At 72.5% G+C, this 18,801-nt stretch carries 18 protein-coding genes; 10 read left to right on the forward strand and 8 right to left on the reverse strand.

The genetic code is table 11. The features are described 5' to 3' along the window. The first annotated feature begins 143 nt into the window (after positions 1-143). Entirely contained in the window at positions 144-1,310 is a 1,167-nt protein-coding gene (gene xylA / locus ABT171_RS14245) for a xylose isomerase (protein ID WP_351243319.1), read from the forward strand. A gap of 81 nt (positions 1,311-1,391) precedes the next feature. On the opposite strand, the gene ABT171_RS14250 is transcribed toward xylA, so the two are convergent. The 3 genes from ABT171_RS14250 to ABT171_RS14260 all read right to left on the reverse strand — a co-directional run bounded on the left by ABT171_RS14250 (position 1,392) and on the right by ABT171_RS14260 (position 7,016). Next, positions 1,392-2,732, reverse strand: a complete 1,341-nt coding sequence (locus ABT171_RS14250; RefSeq protein WP_351243321.1) for an esterase-like activity of phytase family protein — start codon at positions 2,730-2,732, stop codon at positions 1,392-1,394. A gap of 127 nt (positions 2,733-2,859) precedes the next feature. Continuing rightward, the gene (locus ABT171_RS14255) at positions 2,860-4,146 is read right to left on the reverse strand and encodes an SWIM zinc finger family protein (protein WP_351243323.1); all 1,287 of its coding nucleotides are present in this window, start codon (positions 4,144-4,146) and stop codon (positions 2,860-2,862) included. Next, positions 4,143-7,016, reverse strand: coding sequence for an SCO1167/SCO6262 family helicase (locus ABT171_RS14260; RefSeq protein ID WP_351243325.1), 2,874 nt, complete (start codon positions 7,014-7,016; stop codon positions 4,143-4,145). Before ABT171_RS14260 ends, ABT171_RS14255 begins: the two co-directional genes overlap by 4 nt. 251 nt (positions 7,017-7,267) lie before the next feature. Between ABT171_RS14260 and ABT171_RS14265 the strand changes: the two genes are divergently transcribed. Next, positions 7,268-7,450, forward strand: a complete 183-nt coding sequence (locus ABT171_RS14265) for a tail-anchor membrane protein (protein WP_351243327.1) — start codon at positions 7,268-7,270, stop codon at positions 7,448-7,450. Between the two features lie 487 nt (positions 7,451-7,937). Here the strand turns inward: ABT171_RS14265 and ABT171_RS14270 are convergent, their stop codons facing one another. The 3 genes from ABT171_RS14270 to ABT171_RS14280 form a co-directional block, all read right to left on the reverse strand. Next, positions 7,938-8,798 (reverse strand): hypothetical protein, encoded by an 861-nt coding sequence (locus tag ABT171_RS14270; RefSeq protein WP_351243576.1) that lies wholly within the window; start codon positions 8,796-8,798, stop codon positions 7,938-7,940. Between the two features lie 138 nt (positions 8,799-8,936). After that, positions 8,937-9,233: a hypothetical protein gene (locus ABT171_RS14275; protein WP_351243329.1), complete on the reverse strand. Its 297-nt coding sequence runs from the start codon at positions 9,231-9,233 to the stop codon at positions 8,937-8,939. A gap of 214 nt (positions 9,234-9,447) precedes the next feature. Then, entirely contained in the window at positions 9,448-9,981 is a 534-nt protein-coding gene (locus ABT171_RS14280; RefSeq protein ID WP_351243578.1) for a PadR family transcriptional regulator, read from the reverse strand. 113 nt (positions 9,982-10,094) lie between these two features. Between ABT171_RS14280 and ABT171_RS14285 the strand changes: the two genes are divergently transcribed. Next, the gene (locus ABT171_RS14285) at positions 10,095-10,850 is read left to right on the forward strand and encodes an alpha/beta fold hydrolase (RefSeq protein ID WP_351243331.1); all 756 of its coding nucleotides are present in this window, start codon (positions 10,095-10,097) and stop codon (positions 10,848-10,850) included. 28 nt (positions 10,851-10,878) lie between these two features. Here the strand turns inward: ABT171_RS14285 and ABT171_RS14290 are convergent, their stop codons facing one another. After that, positions 10,879-11,478, reverse strand: a complete 600-nt coding sequence (locus ABT171_RS14290) for a class I SAM-dependent methyltransferase (RefSeq protein ID WP_351243333.1) — start codon at positions 11,476-11,478, stop codon at positions 10,879-10,881. 150 nt (positions 11,479-11,628) lie between these two features. Here ABT171_RS14290 and ABT171_RS14295 point away from each other — a divergent pair, with 150 nt between their 5' ends. From ABT171_RS14295 to ABT171_RS14315, 5 genes are all read left to right on the forward strand, one after another. Beyond that, a complete protein-coding gene (locus tag ABT171_RS14295; RefSeq protein WP_351243335.1) occupies positions 11,629-12,402 on the forward strand; it encodes an MHYT domain-containing protein in 774 nt (257 codons plus the stop codon). 48 nt (positions 12,403-12,450) lie between these two features. Then, positions 12,451-14,979, forward strand: a complete 2,529-nt coding sequence (locus ABT171_RS14300; RefSeq protein WP_351243337.1) for a sensor histidine kinase — start codon at positions 12,451-12,453, stop codon at positions 14,977-14,979. Next, the gene (locus tag ABT171_RS14305; protein ID WP_351243339.1) at positions 14,976-15,413 is read left to right on the forward strand and encodes a roadblock/LC7 domain-containing protein; all 438 of its coding nucleotides are present in this window, start codon (positions 14,976-14,978) and stop codon (positions 15,411-15,413) included. Before ABT171_RS14300 ends, ABT171_RS14305 begins: the two co-directional genes overlap by 4 nt. A gap of 19 nt (positions 15,414-15,432) precedes the next feature. Next, complete coding sequence (locus ABT171_RS14310; protein ID WP_351243341.1) at positions 15,433-15,846, forward strand: DUF742 domain-containing protein; 414 nt, start codon at positions 15,433-15,435, stop codon at positions 15,844-15,846. A gap of 71 nt (positions 15,847-15,917) precedes the next feature. Further along, on the forward strand, positions 15,918-16,520 hold the full coding sequence (locus ABT171_RS14315; protein WP_351243343.1) for a GTP-binding protein: 603 nt from the start codon (positions 15,918-15,920) through the stop codon (positions 16,518-16,520). Between the two features lie 15 nt (positions 16,521-16,535). On the opposite strand, the gene ABT171_RS14320 is transcribed toward ABT171_RS14315, so the two are convergent. Beyond that, positions 16,536-16,964: a PPOX class F420-dependent oxidoreductase gene (locus ABT171_RS14320; protein WP_351243345.1), complete on the reverse strand. Its 429-nt coding sequence runs from the start codon at positions 16,962-16,964 to the stop codon at positions 16,536-16,538. Between the two features lie 90 nt (positions 16,965-17,054). On the opposite strand from ABT171_RS14320, the gene ABT171_RS14325 reads away from it, so the two are divergent. Together ABT171_RS14325 and ABT171_RS14330 are read left to right on the forward strand one after the other, a co-directional pair. Beyond that, positions 17,055-17,468, forward strand: a complete 414-nt coding sequence (locus ABT171_RS14325; RefSeq protein ID WP_351243347.1) for a roadblock/LC7 domain-containing protein — start codon at positions 17,055-17,057, stop codon at positions 17,466-17,468. A gap of 126 nt (positions 17,469-17,594) precedes the next feature. Further along, positions 17,595-18,686, forward strand: a complete 1,092-nt coding sequence (locus ABT171_RS14330; protein WP_351243349.1) for a DUF6397 family protein — start codon at positions 17,595-17,597, stop codon at positions 18,684-18,686. Positions 18,687-18,801: the final 115 nt, after the last annotated feature.

Here is an 18,801-nt window from a genome sequence, read left to right on the forward strand (position 1 = left end):
TTTCCCGTGACGTTCCGCGACGTGCGCGACGTTCCGCGACCCCGCGGGACATAGACATCTTGTCTCTTCCCAGGGACGCGAGCGCATACTAATTTGTAAACGGCCATGACGAAATAGACGCAACGCAGCAAAGGAGCCGCGGCATGAGCTACCAGCCCACCCCCGAGGACAGGTTCACCTTCGGCCTGTGGACCGTCGGCTGGCAGGGAAGGGACCCGTTCGGCGACGCCACCCGCCGCGCCCTGGACCCGGTCGACACCGTGCAGCGCCTGGCCGAGCTGGGCGCCTACGGGGTGACCTTCCACGATGACGACCTGATCCCCTTCGGGTCCTCCGACACCGAGCGCGAGTCACACATCAAGCGGTTCCGCCAGGCCCTGGACACGACCGGCATGACCGTCCCGATGGCCACCACGAACCTGTTCACCCACCCCGTCTTCAAGGACGGCGCGTTCACCGCCAACGACCGCGACGTACGCCGGTACGCGCTGCGCAAGACGATCCGCAACATCGATCTCGCGGTCGAGCTGGGAGCGCGGACATACGTCGCCTGGGGCGGCCGCGAGGGCGCCGAATCCGGTGCCGCCAAGGACGTACGCGCCGCACTGGACCGCATGAAGGAGGCCTTCGACCTCCTCGGCGAGTACGTCACCGCCCAGGGCTACGACCTGAAGTTCGCGATCGAACCCAAGCCGAACGAGCCGCGCGGCGACATCCTGCTGCCCACCGTCGGTCACGCGCTGGCCTTCATCGAACGCCTGGAGCGCCCCGAGCTGTACGGCGTCAACCCCGAGGTCGGGCACGAGCAGATGGCCGGCCTGAACTTCCCGCACGGCATCGCCCAGGCCCTGTGGGCGGGCAAGCTGTTCCACATCGACCTCAACGGCCAGTCCGGCATCAAGTACGACCAGGACCTGCGGTTCGGCGCCGGCGACCTGCGGGCGGCGTTCTGGCTGGTCGACCTGCTGGAGAGCGCCGGCTACGAAGGTCCGCGGCACTTCGACTTCAAGCCGCCGCGGACCGAGGACCTCGACGGAGTGTGGGCGTCGGCCGCGGGCTGCATGCGCAACTACCTCATCCTCAAGGAGCGTTCCGCCGCCTTCCGCGCCGACCCCGAGGTGCAGGAGGCGCTGCATGCCTCGCGCCTGGACCAGCTGGCCCAGCCGACCGCGGCAGACGGGCTGCAGGCCCTGCTCGGCGACCGTGCCGCCTTCGAGGACTTCGACGTCGACGCGGCCGCCGCGCGCGGCATGGCCTTCGAACGCCTCGACCAGCTCGCCATGGACCACCTGCTGGGCGCGCGGGGCTGAACGCGAGGACGGCCGGGCTGCGGCACGCGCCGCCTCCCGGCCCTCCGTCAGTCCGGTTTCCGGACCGACCGGTTCAGGACGTCACAGTCCTTCGGGAAGCCGGACGTACGTCACGGTCGTCCTGATGCCGCTGTCGACGAGCCGGCCCTGCGCGTCGAACGCGCCCGCGCCGTCGGTCATGCCGAAGTCGTTGTCGTTGATGAGGGCGAGCGTGTCGTGGTCCACGCGCGCGATGCCCTCGATCTTCCGCGGCACCCCTTCGACCTTGTTGAGATCCACCACGAGCCGCTTGGCCAGGACGGGCACGCCGGCGGATGCCGGGTCGTCCAGCTGTTCCAGGGACGGAGACGTCGTGTCGTCGTCCCAGGACCCGCCCAGGATGCTCGACCGCCGCTTCAGCTCGACCAGCTGCAGCCGGGCCGCCCTGTCCGTGCGCTCCTCGACGAGCAGCCGGTCACCGCCCACGGCGACCACCGAGGAGATCTTCAGCTCGGAGGTGTCGTCCTCACTCGGATCGACGGCGTCCACCGGGTCGAACCGGTAGGCGTACTCGGCGGTGACGGCCTCCTCGCCCGGCGAGAAGCGCAGCAGCCGCGTGGTGCGCGAGGCGTCCCCGGCGTCCCCGTCGGGCAGTGACAGCGGGCTCTGCAGGGCCAGCACCAGATCACCGCCCGGCAACTGCGCCAGCCCCTCGAACCCCCGGTTGGTCTTGCGGTGCAGGAAGATGGACGGGAGCGCCTCCACCACCGGGTAGTCCGCGCCCGCGAGGCCGAGCCCCTTCGGCACGTACCGGGTGAGCACCCTCCCGCGCGCGGAGACGTGGACGAGCGACGGGCCGTACTCGTCGACAAGCCAGAACGTCCCGTCTCCGGCCCGCACGATGCCTTCGGTGTCCAGGCCGTTCGGGTCGTAGGACAGCGGCGTCTGCGCGTCGTAGGTGTACGGCGCCTCGTCGCGGCTCCTCTGGTCGGGCAGCCCGGTGACGGCCTTCCCCGAGGAGGTGGTCAGCGGGATGGCATCGATGACCTGGACCTTGTCGCCGCAGACCCGGATCTTCACGATCGCCGGGTCGAACCGCGGCACCGGGAAGGTACGGCGCTTCGTGCCGTTCACCTTGATCTGCCCGTTGGGGCCGCGGTCGGTCACCGTCCAGTACTCGCCCTCGCGGCCCGCCGGATACATGTCACTGCCGATGCCGCCGAGCTTCACCCCGTGGTCGTCGTCGACACTGCCGGGCAGCAGCGCGTTGCTGAACGCGCCGAGCGGGATCTCGCCGAGCGTTGCCGTGCGGATGACGCGCGCGTCCGGGAACGGCGCCGCCGTGGCCGTTCCCGTGGCCGGCAGCGCGGCGGCCAGGGCCAGGGGCAGGCCCATGGCGACGGAACGGTGGACGCGGCGCCGGCCGGCGCTGTGCGAGGACATCGGGCCTCCTGGGGAAGTTCGTTGACAGCGGCCAGATTTGGGCCCCAGGAGGAACGTCGTAGGACCGCGGGATGAACAGCCGGCGTCGGCCGTTCATCGGTTCGCGGCGATTGCAGGTGACGGCTTGTCAGTGGTCCTGGTCGGCCTCCAGGCCGGCGCCGAGCCGCGCCGCGGCCAGTGCCGTCGCCGGATCGGGGTCCGGGCCGCCCGCAGGGGTCCAGCGCCCGCCCTCCTCACGATACGGCCACCAGTGGCCGTCCCGGCCGAGGCGCAGCTGAACCCCTCCGCCCGGGACGGTCCACCGATTGCCGCTGCTGTGGAACGCCGGCCGCTCGTCCGCCTCCCAGGCCGCTTCGAGCGCCGCACGCGCGCGTGCCAGTGCCACGCCCTCCACCCGCCACTCCTCGTCGAGCACGGCCAGGGCCGCCACACCCCCGGCACGCCAGGCACGGACAGCCGTCGCCAGCCCCTCGCGGCCGCGGCCCGACCCCTCGGCAAGCCGTGCGACGACGTCGTCCGAGGGCGCTCCGCACGCGAGTCGTACGGCGTCCTGGGCGGCCGTGCGGGCAGTGCCGTCCCACACACCCGAGCGCAGGACCTCCGCGAGGAGCCGGTACGCCTCCACAGCGGTGCGACCCGCCAAGTGCTCCAGCGCCACGGGATCGATACCGGGCGCCGGTGCCGCTCCGCCGGTGAGGGACGGCGGCGTGCCCGGAACCCGCGGGAGCCCGGGCAACTCGGGCAGCCCGGGCAGGATGTCCCCGGACGCCCACGCCTCCGCCGCGTCCACGCCCCCGGTCACGGACGTGGAGGCCTCCGTGCGGAGCGCCGTACCGCGCACATGCAGCTCCGCCAGGAACGTGTCCTTCCCGCGCCCGCGCAGCAGCAGAAGCAGAAACGGATCCTCATCCAGGAGCCGCGCCACCTGGTGACACAACGCGGCGGTGTGCCCGCAGTGGTCCCACGCGCCGCAGTCGCACTCGGGCTCCAGATCGCCCAGGCCCGGCAGGAGCTCGATGCCGCCGACCGCGGCGTCCTCGACCAGAAGCGGCGGCAGCTCCCCGTCGAGGAGTGCGGCCATGTGCCCGGCCTGCTCCACGGTCACGTCCAGGAACCGCCGCCACTCCTCCTCGGACAGCTCCGGCACGAGGACATCGGCCCGGTGCGCCGCGCCTCCCGGGTCGTGTACGACGGCGGTGACCCGCCCCGGTCGCACGGTCACCGCGCCCACTCCGCCCGCTCGCGCGAGCCTGCGGCCCGCCTTGACCGCCGCACCGTCCAGGGCCGTGTCCTCGAAGGCCTGCAGCCATGCGCGACCCCACCAGCTCTGCGCGAATCCACGCCCGCGCACGGGCGGCAGCGCGGCGAGCGTGTGCCCCGCCGCACGTCCCTGCTCGTCGTCGTAGCGGCTCATCGTGCCTCCTTGCGCAGTTCGACCAGCGCGGCCAGTTCCGCGTCCGTCAGTTCCGTCAGCTTGGCGTCGCCGGTTCCGAGCACCGCGTGCGCCAGCTCCCGCTTGCGGTCCAGCAGTTCCGCGATGCGGTCCTCCAGGGTTCCCTCGGCGATCAGCCGGTGCACCTGCACCGGCCGCGTCTGCCCGATGCGGTACGCGCGGTCGGTGGCCTGCGCCTCGACCGCCGGATTCCACCAGCGGTCGTAGTGCACGACATGCTCGGCGCGGGTGAGGTTCAGGCCCGTGCCCGCCGCCTTCAGGGACAGCAGGAACACCGGTGCCTCACCGTCCTGGAAACGCCGGACCAGTTCCTCGCGCGCGCTCACCGGGGTCCCGCCGTGCAGGAGCAGCGAGGGCACCCCACGGGCCGTCAGGTGCCGCTCGATCAGGCGGGCCATGCGCACGTACTGAGTGAAGACGAGCGTCCCCGAGCCCTCCGCGAGGATGGTGCCGAGGAGTTCGTCGAGCAGTTCGAGCTTGCCCGAGCGGCCGGCGAGCCGCGGCTCGTCCTCCTTGAGGAACTGAGCCGGGTGATTGCAGATCTGCTTCAGGCCGGTCAGCAACTGCACGATCAGGCCCCGGCGGGCCATGGCGTCCGATGCCGCGATCCGGTCCAGCGTCTCGCGCACCAACGCCTCGTACAGTCCTGCCTGTTCCGGCGTGAGAGCCACCGGGTGATCGCTCTCGGTCTTCGGCGGCAGCTCGGGGGCGATGCCGGGGTCCGACTTGCGTCGCCGCAGCAGGAACGGCCGGACGAGCCCCGCGAGACGCTGTGCGGCGGCCGGATCGAGGCCGCCCTCGACCGGTTGTGCGTAGCGGGCGCGGAAGGTGCTGAGGCGGCCGAGCAGACCGGGAGTCGTCCAGTCGAGGATGGCCCACAGTTCGGTGAGGTTGTTCTCCACCGGGGTGCCGGTGAGCGCCACGCGCGCGTGTGCCCCGATGGAACGCAACGCCCGCGCGGTCGCCGCATAGGGGTTCTTCACGTGCTGCGCCTCATCGGCCACGACCATGCCCCAGGGCAGTGCGGCCAGCCGCTCGGCGTCCAGGCGCATCGTGCCGTACGTCGTCAGGACGAACTCCCCGCCCGCGACCGATCCGAGAGTGCGTCCGGGACCGTGGAACCTGCGCACCGGCACACCGGGAGCGAACCGTTCGATCTCGCGCTGCCAGTTGCCGAGCAGCGAGGCAGGGCAGACGACCAGCGTGGGACCGGCGGCCGAGGCGTCCGTCTGCCGGTGCAGATGCAGTGCGATCAGCGTGACCGTCTTGCCGAGGCCCATGTCGTCGGCCAGGCAGCCGCCCAGGCCGAGGGCCGTCATGCGGGCCAGCCAGTCGAGCCCGCGGAGCTGATAGTCGCGCAGGGTGGCGGCCAGCCCCGGAGGCTGCTCGACAGCGGGTGCCGCCCCGGTGTCCGCCAGCCGCTCCCTCAGCCCTTCCAGCCACCCCGACGAGCGCACGTCGACCTGCCGGCCGTCGACCTCCGCCACGCCGGTCAGCGCGGCGGCCAGCGCCTCCACGGGGGAGAGGGAGCCGCTCCGGCGGGTCCGGGCACGGTGCGCCTGCCGCGGGTCCACCAGCACCCATCCGTCGTGCAGCCGCACCAGGGGACGCTTGGCCTCCGCGAGCCGGTCCAGGTCCTGCCGTGACAACGTCCGCCCGTCCAGCGCGAACTCCCACCGGAACGCGACCGTGGCGTCCGACGAGAGCAGCGACGAGGGCACGGCGGCATCCCGCTGAGCGGCCGTGGCGCAGTCCGGCGGCCCGACGGTCGCGTGCGTCGTGAGTTCACGCGACAGCTCCTTCGGCCAGTGCACGTCGACCCCTGCGGCGGCCAGGGCCCGCATGCCCTCACCGAGCAGGTCGGCGACGTCGTCGTCGGCGAGGGCGACGGCGTCGGGTACGGCGGCGGAGAGCAGCGGTGTCAACGGCGGCCAGGCGTGGGCGGCGCGGCGCAGGGCCAGCAACGCCTCGGCACGCGCGCGTGGACCGACCGCTTCGTGCACGGCCCCGGCGCCGGCCCACAGGGCGGCGGCATCGATGACGTCCGTGGCCCCGCTCACGCCGTGCACCTGCGGCACCGCGCGGAACGCGACCGGAACGTGGTCCCGCTCTGCGGCGTCGTCGAGCCCGGAGACCTCCACACGCAGCGACAGCCGCACACCCGCGTCCTGGCCGGCCGCGACGTCGTCGGCCCACGCCCGCAGGGCGGGCAACCGCTGCGGCTCAGCAGCCGCGTACGCCGGGCCGCCGGTCACCGACGGGGCTGCGGGGGAGCGGGGGAGCCCGTCGGCGACCGCGTCCAGGAAGGCGCGCAGCAGCCGTTCCGGGTCGGGCAGCCGGGGCGGCCCCTCGGCGGACAGCGGTACCGCATGGGCCTCCGGGGGCATCGCGGCGGCGACGCCGCGGACCAGCTCCGCGTCCGCGGCGGACAGCGGGCCCACCCGCCAGGCGTCGTGGTCACCGGAGGACAGACCCGGCAGAAGGAGACCCCGCGCCAGGAACGACAGGGCCAGTTGGCAGGCGGCACCCCAGAACCCGGCCGAGCGATGTCCCTGCCGCAGTGCACGCGCGCGCGTGAGCAACGGCAGGGCGTCGCGCACGGGCAGCATCACCGAGGGCGTACGGACCGGCTCCACGCTGCCGTCCGCCGTGGGTATCACGATGTCCAGCTCCGCACGGGAGCCGCCGGCAACGAGGGGGAGCGCCTCGCCGCCGTCCTGTCGCCAGAAGGCGATCCGGCCCGCGCGAGGCGGGTCGGACGGCAGGAACACCGTGCAGCAGCGGGCGAGTTCGGAGAGTTCGGAGGGTGGTGCCGTGGGGATGGTCTGCACAGCTCTGCCGCACTCCTCAAATTTGACTACTTGGTCGGAGTCGCCGACGGTACAGCACGTCAAGGGCGGCCCCGGCATACTGGCGTCGTGATCCGGGCCACTTCACAATCTGTTCGAACGAGGAAGAGGGCGGCCTCAGCCAGTAGGGGGAGGGCCTCAGGGCAGTCTCAGGGTCGAGGTCCGGAACCGCACGGAGCGGGCGGCCGTTTTCAGAGCAGAGAGCGGCAGTGGCCGCGAAGGAGGCGACGCTCATGTCCAAGAACGCGAAGATCGCCGTCGGGGGTGTGGCGGTCGGGCTGCTCCTGCTGATCTGGCTGCCCTGGTGGGTGGCGTTCCTGATCGTGGTCGGAGTCCCGGTGGCCGCGTATCTGGCACTGGACCCCTCACAGCGGCGCAGGCTCCGCAGGGTCACCCGCAAGGAACTCGGCCGCTGAGGCGACGGGCACATGCCCAGGGGACGCGCGCCGGGCGCCCGCGGGGTCCGGACAGACCCCGGCGCCCGCGCCGAGGGGCGGGGCCTCCAGATCTCGCGGGCTTTGCGCCTCGCTTCCGGGGACGGCCTGCCCCCGCAGGGGCTATGCGCTCGGCCCGGTGTGCCGAACCGCCCGGTCCCGCGTGCGGAACGGCCCGGCCCTCGGGGATGCGTCCGGCTTCGAGAGGCGGCATCCGCCTCGGCGGACCCGCCACCTCGGAGCAACCGCTACACGCGCGGTTCCCAGGACTCGCCCGTCCCGGCGTCGCGTCTCGGATCGCGGCCCTACGGTCACCGGCCTCGCGCAGAAGGCCGTGCGATGACCGGCGCCGGCTGCCGGTGTGCGGGCATGGGGCGTCGGTGCGCCGACCGTGCCGTCGTCCCGCCTCGGACGGCGAGTCGTAGCGGCGCGAGGCCTTGGCGTGTGCCGGGCCATGGTGTCTTGTGGCTCAGAGGGGGCGTACGGCCATCTTGTCGAGTGCGTCGAGCAGGCCCGGCAGTTCGGGGCCCCGGCCCACCGGCAGGACCTCTCCGGGCTTCTCGTCGAGCAGGATGAAGGCGATGTCGTCGGTGCGGGCCACGATCGACCAGCCGGGGCCGTCGGCGCGCAGCGTACGCGCGTCACCTGAAGCGAACGACGAGCGTACCCGGCCGAGCGGCGGCGAGGCGTCGATATAGGCGTGGGCCTCCGCCAGCACCCGCCTGACTTCCCGGCGGCCGTCCTGGGACACGCCCTTCTCGTCCTCCGACGACGACTCCTCGGCCGTCTTCTGTTCCTCCGGCTTCTGCTCCCCCTCGGGCACGGAGAATTCCGCGTCGTTGACCTGCTCCCGCCACGTCGCCCACTGCAGCGCTATCTCGTCGGCGCCCAGGCGACGCTGGGCCGGCCCCCAGGAGCTGGTGTCCGGCGGGCTGAGCGCAGGCCGCTCCGCCACCTCCGGCGCGGGGTCGTGCGGCGCGGGGAGGCCTGGAGCCGCGACCGCGACGGCCAGAGGCCAGCCCGGCAGGGCGGTCACCACGGCGCGCTCGTCCGGAGACAGCTCGTACTCCATGCCGCAGTCCCAGGAGGCGATCGCCACGGCCACCAGCGAGACGTCGTCGATGACGACCGTCCAGCGGGCACCCTCGCCGTCCTGGCCGAGTACCAGGCCGTACCCGTCGGCGAGGGGTGCGAGTCCCAGCGCTGCGCACGCCTCCGGATAGTCGTCGCCCAGAACGCTCGGGAACTGCGCCGGCGTCAGCAGCACCGCCGTCAGCACGTACAGCGCATCCTCCGCGGCGGCGACGGCCTCATCGTCGGTCCCGGCCATCCCTGCCTCCAGTGGTTCGTCCATCGGCGCGCACCCTAGTGCGAGCGGAAGCCGCTTGTCACGACTCCCCACACCACGCGGACCTGCAGGTTTCCGCCTGGACGGGGGCGAAACGACCACCTGGACGGGGGTGCTTCCTCAGTCCGCGGGCAGGCCGAGGAGATCACGGGCCACCGTCGCCGGGGACTCGTCGCGCTCCCGGGCCAGCGCGACGACCGCGCGGCAGGCGAGTTCGCTCACCCCGAACGACAGCGCCTCCGGCGACACCCAGGCCGCCGCCTCCTCGACCCGGTCCTGATCGTCCTCCGCGCGGGCGACGACATAGGTGGCCGCCGCTTCGAACAAGTTGTGCGCACGCCTCTCCTGGGTGCCCGCCGGCTGCGTCTGCGTGGAGTCGCGGAGGCTGGCGGCGATTTTGCGGATCCGGCCGAACATACGGACCCCCCTCTCCCCCGGAACGGGGTGGTTGTCGATCACTCATCTGCTGCCATTCAACGTAAGGTTGAACCCTCTGCGGCAGAAGGGGGACGACGCGGTGCGCACGCCGGAGCCCGGAGTTCACGAGTTGCCCGGCCGGCTACCGGTCGCGGTCCCGGGTACCCGCCCGGCTCCGGGGCTGCGTGGCTGTCCGGTGCGGCCCGGGGACATCTCAGCGGCCGATGGCGTCGAGTGACGCCAGGGTGTCGCGCAGCCAGGTGAGCTCCGCCCGGCTCGTGGCGCGCGCGATGCTGAGCACGCCGCGCCGGAACGGGTCGTCAAGCTCCTCGGCGGCCAGCGGCCGGTCGCCGTCGTAGAAGAAACTCGCCGGCTCCTCCAGGAAGGCCAGCCGGCGGCGCAGTACGGCCGCCTGCGCGGCGGGGTCCTCCAGGTGCCGGAGGAACGCGAGCAGCGTGAACCAGTGGTTCTCATCGGTGATCTCGCGCTGCGCGGGCTCGGCCAGCCGGCGCTTCAGCTCGCGGCCGCCCTGCTCGGTGAGCCGTAGTACGTGGCGGGGCGCCGCCACCGCACCGGGTTCGGTGGCGCGGACCAGCAGGCCCGCTTTCTCCAGCCGCTTGATCGCGGGGTAGAGCGTGCTCTCGGCGACGGGCCGCACATGGCCGGTGAGGGCCGCGATGTGCCGGCGCAGGACGTATCCGTGCAGCGGGGCGTCGTAGAGGAAACCGAGGATGGCGAGTTCGAGCACGGCCGCCATTCTTGCGCACGGTGCTGTACCTCGTCATCCCGGTACTCTCTTGAAGATATACATCGACGCCGATGTATAGTCGGAGGTGTCGGAGGACGTCAGGAGGGGGCACCGTGAAGCAGGCCGTGTTCGACCAGGAGGGAAGCCGGATCCGCTGGACGGAGGCGCCGGGGGCGGAGCCCGCGCGCGTCTATCTGCACGGGCTCGGCTCGATGTCCGCCGTCTATCACGCGCACATCGCGGGCCGGCCCGAACTCGCAGGCCGGCGCAGTCTGTTCCTGGATCTGCCGGGACACGGCCTCAGCGACCGGCCGAGCGCGTTCGGATACACGCTGGAGGAGCACGCCGACGCGGTGGCGGTCGCGCTGGACGAAGCCGGAGTCCGCGGCGCCGAGCTGATCGCGCACAGCATGGGCGGCGCCGTGGCCATCGTGCTCGCCCACCGACGGCCCGACCTCGCCTCCCGGCTCGTCCTCACGGAGGCCAATCTGGACGCCTTCCCACGGCCCACGGCCGGAAGCAGCAGAATCGCCACCTACGAAGAGGACGATTTCGTAGAACGCCAGCACGCGCGTGTGCTGGAGGCCGTCGGTCCGCTGTGGGCAGCCACCATGCGGTTGGCCGACCCGCGCGCCCTGCACCGCAGTGCCGTCGGCCTGCGCCGCGGTTCGGATCCTGTGATGCGCACGATCCTGGAGAAGTTGCCCGTCGAGCGTGTGTACCTGCAGGGTGAGCACAGCGGCGAACTGCGGGGCCGGGAGGACCTGGAAGCCGCGGGGGTGCGCGTCGTGACCGTGCCGGGCGCCGGGCACAACGTCATGTTCGACAACCCCGACGCCTTCGCGGCTGCCGTCGCCGGAACGGACTGATCCGCCCAGGCCCTCCGCGATACGGCGCTCAGCCCTCGCGCACCGCGAGCGCGAGGAAACGGGCGTCCTCGTCGGCGTACGACGTCATGTTCCATCCCGAACGCGACAGCAGAGGACCCAGGTTCGCCTCGGCGCGCAGATCGCCGGGTGTGATCTGCCGCCCCTGCCGCGCCGCCAGGGCTGCGCGCCCGAGGGGATGGAACAGCGCGAGCTTTCCGCCGGGCCGCACCACACGGGCCAGCTCCCGCAGGTTCTCCTCCGGTTGCGGCAGATGCGCGATCAGACCGGCCGCGAACACGGTGTCCAAGGACCCGGACCGCAGCGGCAGTGCGGCGACGTCCGCGAGCAGCAGCCTGCCATGCCGGTCCCGGCCCGCCCGAACGGCCGCAGTGAGCATCGCCGGGGTCAGATCGGCGCCCAGCACCACCCCGGACGGGCCCACGGCGGCCCGCAGCGGCGGCAGGGCGCGCCCGGTGCCGCAGCCCGCGTCCAGCACGCGGTCTCCCGGCCGCAACCCGAGATCGCCGACGGCCGCCGCGTACGCGGGGCCGTCGTCGGGGAACCTGCTGTCCCAGTCGGCCGCGCGGGTGGTGAAGAACTCCTGGACATGCGTGTGGTCGTCGCTCATGTTCCGCATGATTCCTCATCAACCCGGGGGACGCGTAGGTGCACACGTTCGGGCCGGACGCGATCGTTCCGTCGCATCTGTGTGTCATATTCCAACAGCTTTCGAAATGCGCCCCCTTCGTGCGCCCGTGCCCCCTAGCGTCCCGTGGCCATGGGACACCTGGACCACGCCGCCTTCGGCTGGCTGACCCCCGTACTGTCGTACGTCATGGCGTGCACCGGCGCCGCGCTCGGACTGCGCTGCACCGTCCGCGCGCTCGCCACCACCGGCCGCTCGCGCCGCAACTGGCTCGTCACCGCGGCCTCCGCCATCGGGACGGGCATCTGGACCATGCACTTCGTGGCCATGCTCGGCTTCCGCGTCAGCGGCACCGACATCCGCTACGACGTTCCGCTGACCATCCTCAGCCTCCTCGTCGCCATGGTCGTCGTCTGCGCCGGAGTCTTCGCAGTCGGCTACAGCCGCGACCGCAACCGGGCGCTCCTCCTCGGCGGTCTCACCACCGGGCTGGGCGTCGCCAGCATGCACTACCTGGGCATGGCGGCGGTCCAGCTGCACGGCGACATCAGGTACGACCCCGTTCTCGTCGGAGCGTCGGTGCTGATCGCCGTCGTGGCCGCGACCGCCGCACTGTGGGCGGCCCTCAACATCAAGTCCCCCCGCGCTGTCACGCTCGCCTCCCTCGTCATGGGAGCGGCCGTCAGCAGCATGCACTACACCGGGATGTTCGCGGTGAGCGTGCGGGTGGACCCCTCCGGCACCACACTGCCCGGGGCCACGGCGATGCAGTTCATCTTCCCCCTCGCCGTCGGCCTCGGGTCCTACCTGTTCATCACCTCGGCCTTCGTCGCCCTCTCACCCACGGCCGGCGAGCGAGAGGCATCCGCCTCCGCCCAGCGGCCCGTCGAGAGCATCGCCCGCTAGCGGGAGCCCGCCCCGAGCGCCCCGACCCACGTCCCGAGCGAGGAGGCCATGCGCCCACCCCGTACCGCCCAGAAAGCCGGTGCCTCGGCGCACCCGCCACGAGGCCGCCGCGCCCATGCCGGACGGCCCGCCGACGAGGGCCCCGACCGCCCGCTCGGCACCACACCGACCACGGCACGCGCGCGTGGAAACCGCCGGCACCTGCGCCCCCGCACCGTACGCGCCAAGGTCGTCAGCCTGCTGATGGTGCCCGTGGTCTCCCTGCTCGCCCTCTGGGCGTACGCCACCGTCACCACCGCCCAGGACGTCGCCCGGCTGCGGCAGTCCCAGCGGGTCGACGCCGAACTGCGCACCCCGGTGGCCGCGGCCGTCACCGCCCTCCAGGCCGAGCGCACCGCCGCCGTGCGCTACGCCGGCGCGCCGGGCGCGGCCGACGGGAGCGACCTGAGCAACCTCGCCGCCCGCACCGACCGTGCCGTCGCCGCTCTGCGGCTCGGCCGCGACCACACCATCGCCGACAGCGAGGAGTTGCCCGCCGCTGTCTCCGGGCGCCTCGGCGCGTTCGTCACCGGCGCCGAGCACCTGCGCGCACTGCGTACCGCCGTACTCGACCACAAGGCCGGCTGGGAGGCGGTGTACACGCAGTACACGAAGACCATAGGCGCGGCCTTCGCCGTGGACGGCGCCCTCACCGGCATCCAGCAGGCCGACGTCGGCTCCGACGCGCGCGTGCTGCTCGAATTCAGCCGGGCCGCCGAGGCGCTGGCCCAGGAGGACACCGTCCTCGGCAGCGCCCGGACCGCCGGGCAACTGCAGCGTCAGCGGCTACGGCTGTTCGGCGCCGCCGTCGCCGCGCGCCGCACCTTCACCGAGACGGCCGTAGCCGATCTGCCCGCCGCCCAGCGGTCCGCCTGGCAGGAACTGGCCGCCAGCGACTCCTACACCGCTCTCGGCGCCGCCGAGGACAAGATCCTCGCCGCAGGACCGGGGCCCAAACCGGCCGACGCGGCATCGCAGGCTGCCTGGAACGCCGCCCACGCGCGCGTGCGGCACGGCATGCAGGACATCGCTACGGACACGGGCCGGGCCGTCGCGGGCCGAGCCGACCCGGTCACGCACGGCCTGCTCAGCCCCGCGGGCGGCGCCGTGCTCCTGGGCCTCGCAGCCGTCGGCGCCTCGCTCGTCATCTCCGTCCGCATCGGACGCGCTCTCGTCGTCGAACTCGTGAGCCTGCGCAACGACGCCCTGGAGATCGCCCGCCGCAAACTCCCCGAGGCGATGCGCAGACTGCGCGCGGGCGAGGACATCGACATCCAGGCGGAGGCGCCTGCCGGACCACCCGCCGAGGACGAGACGGGGCAGGTCTCGGAAGCCCTGACCACCGTCCACCGCGCCGCCCTGCGCGCCGCCGTGGAACGTGCCGAACTCGCCAGCGGCATCTCCGGCGTCTTCGTCAACCTGGCCCGCCGCAGCCAGGTACTGGTCCACCGCCAGCTCAGCCTCCTGGACAGCATGGAGCGCCGCTCGGACGACCCCGACGAACTGAGCGACCTGTTCCGGCTGGACCACCTCACCACGCGTATGCGGCGGCACGCCGAGAGTCTGATCATCCTCTCCGGAGCCGCCCCCGGCCGGGCCTGGCGCATGCCGGTGTCCCTGACCAACGTCGTACGGGCCGCCGTGTCTGAAGTCGAGGACTACGCGCGCGTGGAGGTACGGCAGCTCCCCGAGGCCCGTGTCATCGGAGCCGCCGTCGCCGACCTCACCCACCTGCTCGCCGAACTCGTCGAGAATGCCGCCCAGTTCTCGCCACCCCACACACGCGTGCGCGTCACCGGCGAACCCGTCGGCAACGGCTACGCCCTGGAGATCGAGGACCGGGGTCTCGGCATGGGCGCCGAGACCCTCGCGGAGGCCAATCGGCGCATCGAACAGTCCGAGGCCCTCGACCTGTTCGACAGCGACCGGCTCGGCCTCTTCGTGGTGAGCCGGCTCGCCTCCCGGCACGACGTCAAGGTGCACCTGCGGACCTCCCCCTACGGAGGCACGACAGCCGTCGTCCTGGTGCCCACCGCCCTGCTCCACAGCGGCGCGCCGGAACGCGCCTCGCACCAGGACGAGCGGGTCGGTCCCCGGCAGGAACGCGAGTACGCGCGCGTACCCGGCGCCCCCTCGCCCCAGGAGGCCGTTGTCGCACGGCCGGACCGGCCCGCCCTCGCGGCCACCGCCCCCGAACCCCGCGGCGCCGCCGACGAGCCGGACGCGGCCGACGAAGCCCCGCCCCCAGGAGTCACCGCCTTGAGGCTGCACCGACCACCCGACCACACCGAGACCGACGACGACCTCCCACGCCGTGTGCGCCAGGCGAGCCTCGCCCCCCAGCTCCGGCAACGCACCGAAGCACAGGTACCGGAGACCGCACGGCACGGCGACGAACGGCGCACCCCCGAGCTGGTACGGGACCGCATGGCGGCCTACCGCGACGGCTGGGCTCGCGGCGGCGGCAGACAGCCCGGCCGCGGTGTCGCCCCGCCACCCCCGACGGGCAGTGACAGCAGCGAAGGAGACCCGGCATGATCCAGGACCCGAACACGAGGGCCGGCCAGCGCTCCGGCGAACTGGACTGGTTGCTCGACGACCTGGTGATGCGCGTGGGCGAGGTACGGCACGCCGTCGTGCTCTCCAACGACGGGCTCGCCGTCGGCGCCTCCACCGGCCTCGCACGGGAGGACGCCGAGCACCTCGCCGCCGTCGCCTCCGGCTTCAACAGCCTCGCCAAGGGCACGGGTCGGCACTTCGGAGCGGGCGGTGTGCGGCAGACCATGGTCGAGATGGACGACGCGTTCCTCTTCGTGGCCGCCGCCGGCGACGGTTCCTGCCTTGCCGTCCTCACCGCCGCCACCGCCGACATCGGACTGGTCGCCTACGAGATGGCGCGCCTGGTCAAACGGGTCGGCGAGCACCTGTACACCCCACCGCGTGTCGCCGCGCAGCCGCCCGCGACCGGATGACCCCGCAAAGGCGGCACCGATGACCGAGAACCAGACCGGCGGCCCGTGCGAGCCGGGCAGCCAGTGGTACGACGGCGAGGCCGGACCGCTGGTCCGCCCGTACGCGATGACGGGCGGGCGCACCCAGCCGGGGCCCACCGGGGTGCGCTTCGACCTGATCGCGCTCGTCACCCTCGACCCCGCGGCACCGGCACTCGACGACGACACCGCGCTCGGCCCCGAACACCGGACCTTGACAGCGCTGTGCCGTACCGAGACACAGTCCGTCGCCGAACTCGCGGCGGACGCGGACCTCCCCGTCGGCGTGGTCCGGGTGCTCCTCGGTGACCTCCTGGAACTCGGCTGTGTGGTCATCAGCCGGCCCGTGCCCCCGGCACACCTGCCCGACGAACGGATACTGCGCGAGGTCATCGCGGGACTGCGAGCGCTGTAGATGAACGTTCCGCACCCTCCGCACGCCGCTCCGCACGCCGGTCCGTACCGGTCCTCCCGAGAGAAGTGATCATGGTCACCGAGCACTCCGACGCCGTCGGCGACACCTCCGCCCTGGCCCTGAAGATACTGGTCGCCGGCGGGTTCGGCGTCGGCAAGACGACCCTGGTCGGGGCCGTCAGCGAGATCCGGCCGCTGCGCACCGAGGAACTGCTCAGTGAGGCAGGGCAGCTGGTGGACGACACCGACGGCGTGGACCAGAAGACGACCACCACCGTCGCCATGGACTTCGGGCGCATCACCATCCGCTCCGGCCTGTCGCTCTACCTCTTCGGCACACCGGGACAGGACCGCTTCTGGTTCCTCTGGGACGAGCTGTCCCAGGGCGCCCTCGGTGCGGTGGTCCTCGCGGACACCCGGCGCCTGGAGGACTGCTTTCCCGCGGTCGACTACTTCGAGCACCGGCGCATCCCGTTCGTGGTGGCCGTCAACTGCTTCCCTGGAGCCCGCACCCACGGCACCCACGACGTCTCCCGGGCCCTCGACCTCGACCGCGGCACACCCGTGGTGCTGTGCGACGCGCGAGAGCGGGACTCCGGCAAGGAAGTCCTGATCCGGCTCGTCGAGTACGCCGGGCGGATGCACACCGCCCGGCTGCTGGACTCGGTGGGCTGAGGCCGCCCTTGCCGCTCAGGCTGCCAGGTCCCGCACGGCCACCACCTGGTCGATGCCGACCCGGACCAGCAGTTCACCCGGAACGCCGTTGCGGGCGCCGTACTCCTCGGCGCGGTCCTCGCCCATGTACCGGGCGGCGATCCGGGTGGCCCAGTGGCGCACCTCGTCCAGCTCCTCCGACAGGCGTGCGCGGCCGCGCAGCACCACGAAGTGGAACGGCGGCCGATCGTCGTCCACACAGAGGGCAACCCGGCCGTCACGGGCCAGATTGCGCCCTTTCACCGTGTTCTTACCAGTGTTGAAGACAAGTTCGTCGCCGTCCAACAGGAACCAGACCGGGGCCACATGGGGGCTCCCATCGGCGCGAACGGTGGAGAGCTTGCCGGTCCGGGTGCCGTTCGAGATGAACGCCCGCCATTCCTCGTCGGTCATCTTCTGTGCCATGCCCCCAGCCTGCTTGCCCGGACGCCGGTGGTGGGGAAGGCTGGCGGGAGTTCCTCCAGCCAGGGGGAGACATCACACGGGGAGACGGAGATGGCGCAGAACCAGGGACTCGGCTGGCTCCTGGACGATCTGACCGAGCGGGTGGACCACGTGCGGCACGCGCTGGTCCTGTCCAACGACGGGCTGGTCACGGGCGCGAGTACGGGCCTACGCCGTGAGGACGCCGAGCATCTGGCCGCCGTGGCGTCCGGGCTGCACAGCCTGGCCAAGGGATCGGGACGCCACTTCGGCGCGGGCCGGGTACGCCAGACCATGATCGAGTACGACGACGCCGTGCTGTTCGTGACCGCGGCAGGCACCGGCAGCTGCCTGTGCGTGATCAGCGGCGCGGAGGCCGACATCGGCCAGATCGCCTACGAGATGACCCTGCTCGTCAATCGCGTCGGCGAACACCTCGGCGTCGACGCCAGGGAGCCGGAGCGAACCCCCACCGCGGACGCCTGACCTGCGGTTTCTTCCTCGTCGGTGGAGTTATCCACAGGCTCGGCGCGAAAGGCGCCGGATTGGCTACGGTGTGTGCACGGCGAACGCACAGGGCGTGAGTCAACGACTCCACGGGGGAGTACGACCATGTCGGCAAACACCTTCAACCCGGCCCGGCCCGCCACCTGCGCGCCGAGCCATGCTGCTCGGGAACTGGGTCTCAAGCGAGGCGAGTTCGACCTCGCCGTGCACCTCGGCCACATCCGGACCGTGCCCGACGAGGGTGAGGGAGGAGGCCGGAGGGTGGAGCGCGCGGAGATCGACCGCATCCGCTCGCAGGAGGGCTATCCGGACAGTCTGCTCGAACGCGTGCGGGTGGTGGGCACGACCGAGGGCGCCGCGCTCATGAAGACCCCGGTCGCGCGGTTCACCCGGCTCGCCCGGCTGGGCCTGCTCGTGCCGGTGAAGTGGTACCTGAACCGCTACAGGGCCGTCGTCTGGCTGTATCTCGCGGACGACCTGCGGAGCTTCACGTCGGACACCAACAACGCCACCCTGCTCAAGGGGCGTACACCCGAGACTTTGCGCGGCCAGCTGGCCGCCGGGGTGGACCTGCGCGCCCGTAACTGGCGGGGACGCCATCTCGGGTTCCTGCTGCGTCAGGCCGAGCAGCCGTGGGCCCGGGCCGGAGCCGTGGCGGCGTTGCTCTCACCCGTCGAGATCGCCGACGTCGTCAAGGATCCGTACGCGCGGTCCTACCTGCACCGGTTCCGGCCGGCGCCACCTGGTCAGGGCACACCGGGATCGCCTGCCGCGCACCTGGCCGAGCGGATCGCGATCGCGCAGGACGCGGACGAGATCGAGTGGCTGCGCAGCGAGCTGTCCCACATGGTGGAGGAGGCCTGCGCCCTCATCCCGGCCCCGCGCCCGGCCGCCCGCCGCACCGCACCGCTCCGGCGAGTGGCCGCACACCCCATTCCGCCGATGGCCCCCACGGTCACGCGACTTACGGAACCGGCAGGGTCCGAGCCGCACAGCGGATCGCATCTGAGGCCGGTCGAGCCGATGGACGAGCCGGTGGCACGAGCGTGCGAGGGGCGAGGTGCGTCGGCGGTGCGGTCGGTCGCGTCGTCCTCGGCTCCCCGCCGCCACCGCCGGACCGAGCAGGCCCCGACGCACCCCGATCGCGGCCTGCGTGCCTGGCTGCGACGGAGAAACCACCGGTCGGCGCGACCTTGAACCACCCGGCTGCGAACCCCGGCCACCCGTTGACCACCCGGGCAAGGGGCCAGGCGGCGTCGTAGGACAGGCGGCCACGTTCTCGTACACGCAGCCGCAGGGCCAACGCGCTGGT

The organism is Streptomyces sp. NPDC001851 (assembly GCF_040297165.1).
Lineage (GTDB): Bacteria > Actinomycetota > Actinomycetes > Streptomycetales > Streptomycetaceae > Streptomyces.

Bases quoted from the DNA above. Each gene is read 5' to 3' on its own strand.
- ABT171_RS14300 (WP_351243337.1), top strand. From the start codon at position 12,451: ATGCGCCCACCCCGTACCGCCCAGAAAGCCGGTGCCTCGGCGCACCCG.
- ABT171_RS14270 (WP_351243576.1), bottom strand. From the start codon at position 8,798: ATGGCCGGGACCGACGATGAGGCCGTCGCCGCCGCGGAGGATGCGCTG.
- ABT171_RS14265 (WP_351243327.1), top strand. From the start codon at position 7,268: ATGTCCAAGAACGCGAAGATCGCCGTCGGGGGTGTGGCGGTCGGGCTG.
- ABT171_RS14315 (WP_351243343.1), top strand. From the start codon at position 15,918: ATGGTCACCGAGCACTCCGACGCCGTCGGCGACACCTCCGCCCTGGCC.
- ABT171_RS14330 (WP_351243349.1), top strand. From the start codon at position 17,595: ATGTCGGCAAACACCTTCAACCCGGCCCGGCCCGCCACCTGCGCGCCG.
- ABT171_RS14310 (WP_351243341.1), top strand. From the start codon at position 15,433: ATGACCGAGAACCAGACCGGCGGCCCGTGCGAGCCGGGCAGCCAGTGG.
- ABT171_RS14275 (WP_351243329.1), bottom strand. From the start codon at position 9,233: ATGTTCGGCCGGATCCGCAAAATCGCCGCCAGCCTCCGCGACTCCACG.
- ABT171_RS14290 (WP_351243333.1), bottom strand. From the start codon at position 11,478: ATGAGCGACGACCACACGCATGTCCAGGAGTTCTTCACCACCCGCGCG.
- ABT171_RS14255 (WP_351243323.1), bottom strand. From the start codon at position 4,146: ATGAGCCGCTACGACGACGAGCAGGGACGTGCGGCGGGGCACACGCTC.
- ABT171_RS14320 (WP_351243345.1), bottom strand. From the start codon at position 16,964: ATGGCACAGAAGATGACCGACGAGGAATGGCGGGCGTTCATCTCGAAC.
- ABT171_RS14250 (WP_351243321.1), bottom strand. From the start codon at position 2,732: ATGTCCTCGCACAGCGCCGGCCGGCGCCGCGTCCACCGTTCCGTCGCC.
- ABT171_RS14305 (WP_351243339.1), top strand. From the start codon at position 14,976: ATGATCCAGGACCCGAACACGAGGGCCGGCCAGCGCTCCGGCGAACTG.
- xylA (WP_351243319.1), top strand. From the start codon at position 144: ATGAGCTACCAGCCCACCCCCGAGGACAGGTTCACCTTCGGCCTGTGG.
- ABT171_RS14295 (WP_351243335.1), top strand. From the start codon at position 11,629: ATGGGACACCTGGACCACGCCGCCTTCGGCTGGCTGACCCCCGTACTG.
- ABT171_RS14325 (WP_351243347.1), top strand. From the start codon at position 17,055: ATGGCGCAGAACCAGGGACTCGGCTGGCTCCTGGACGATCTGACCGAG.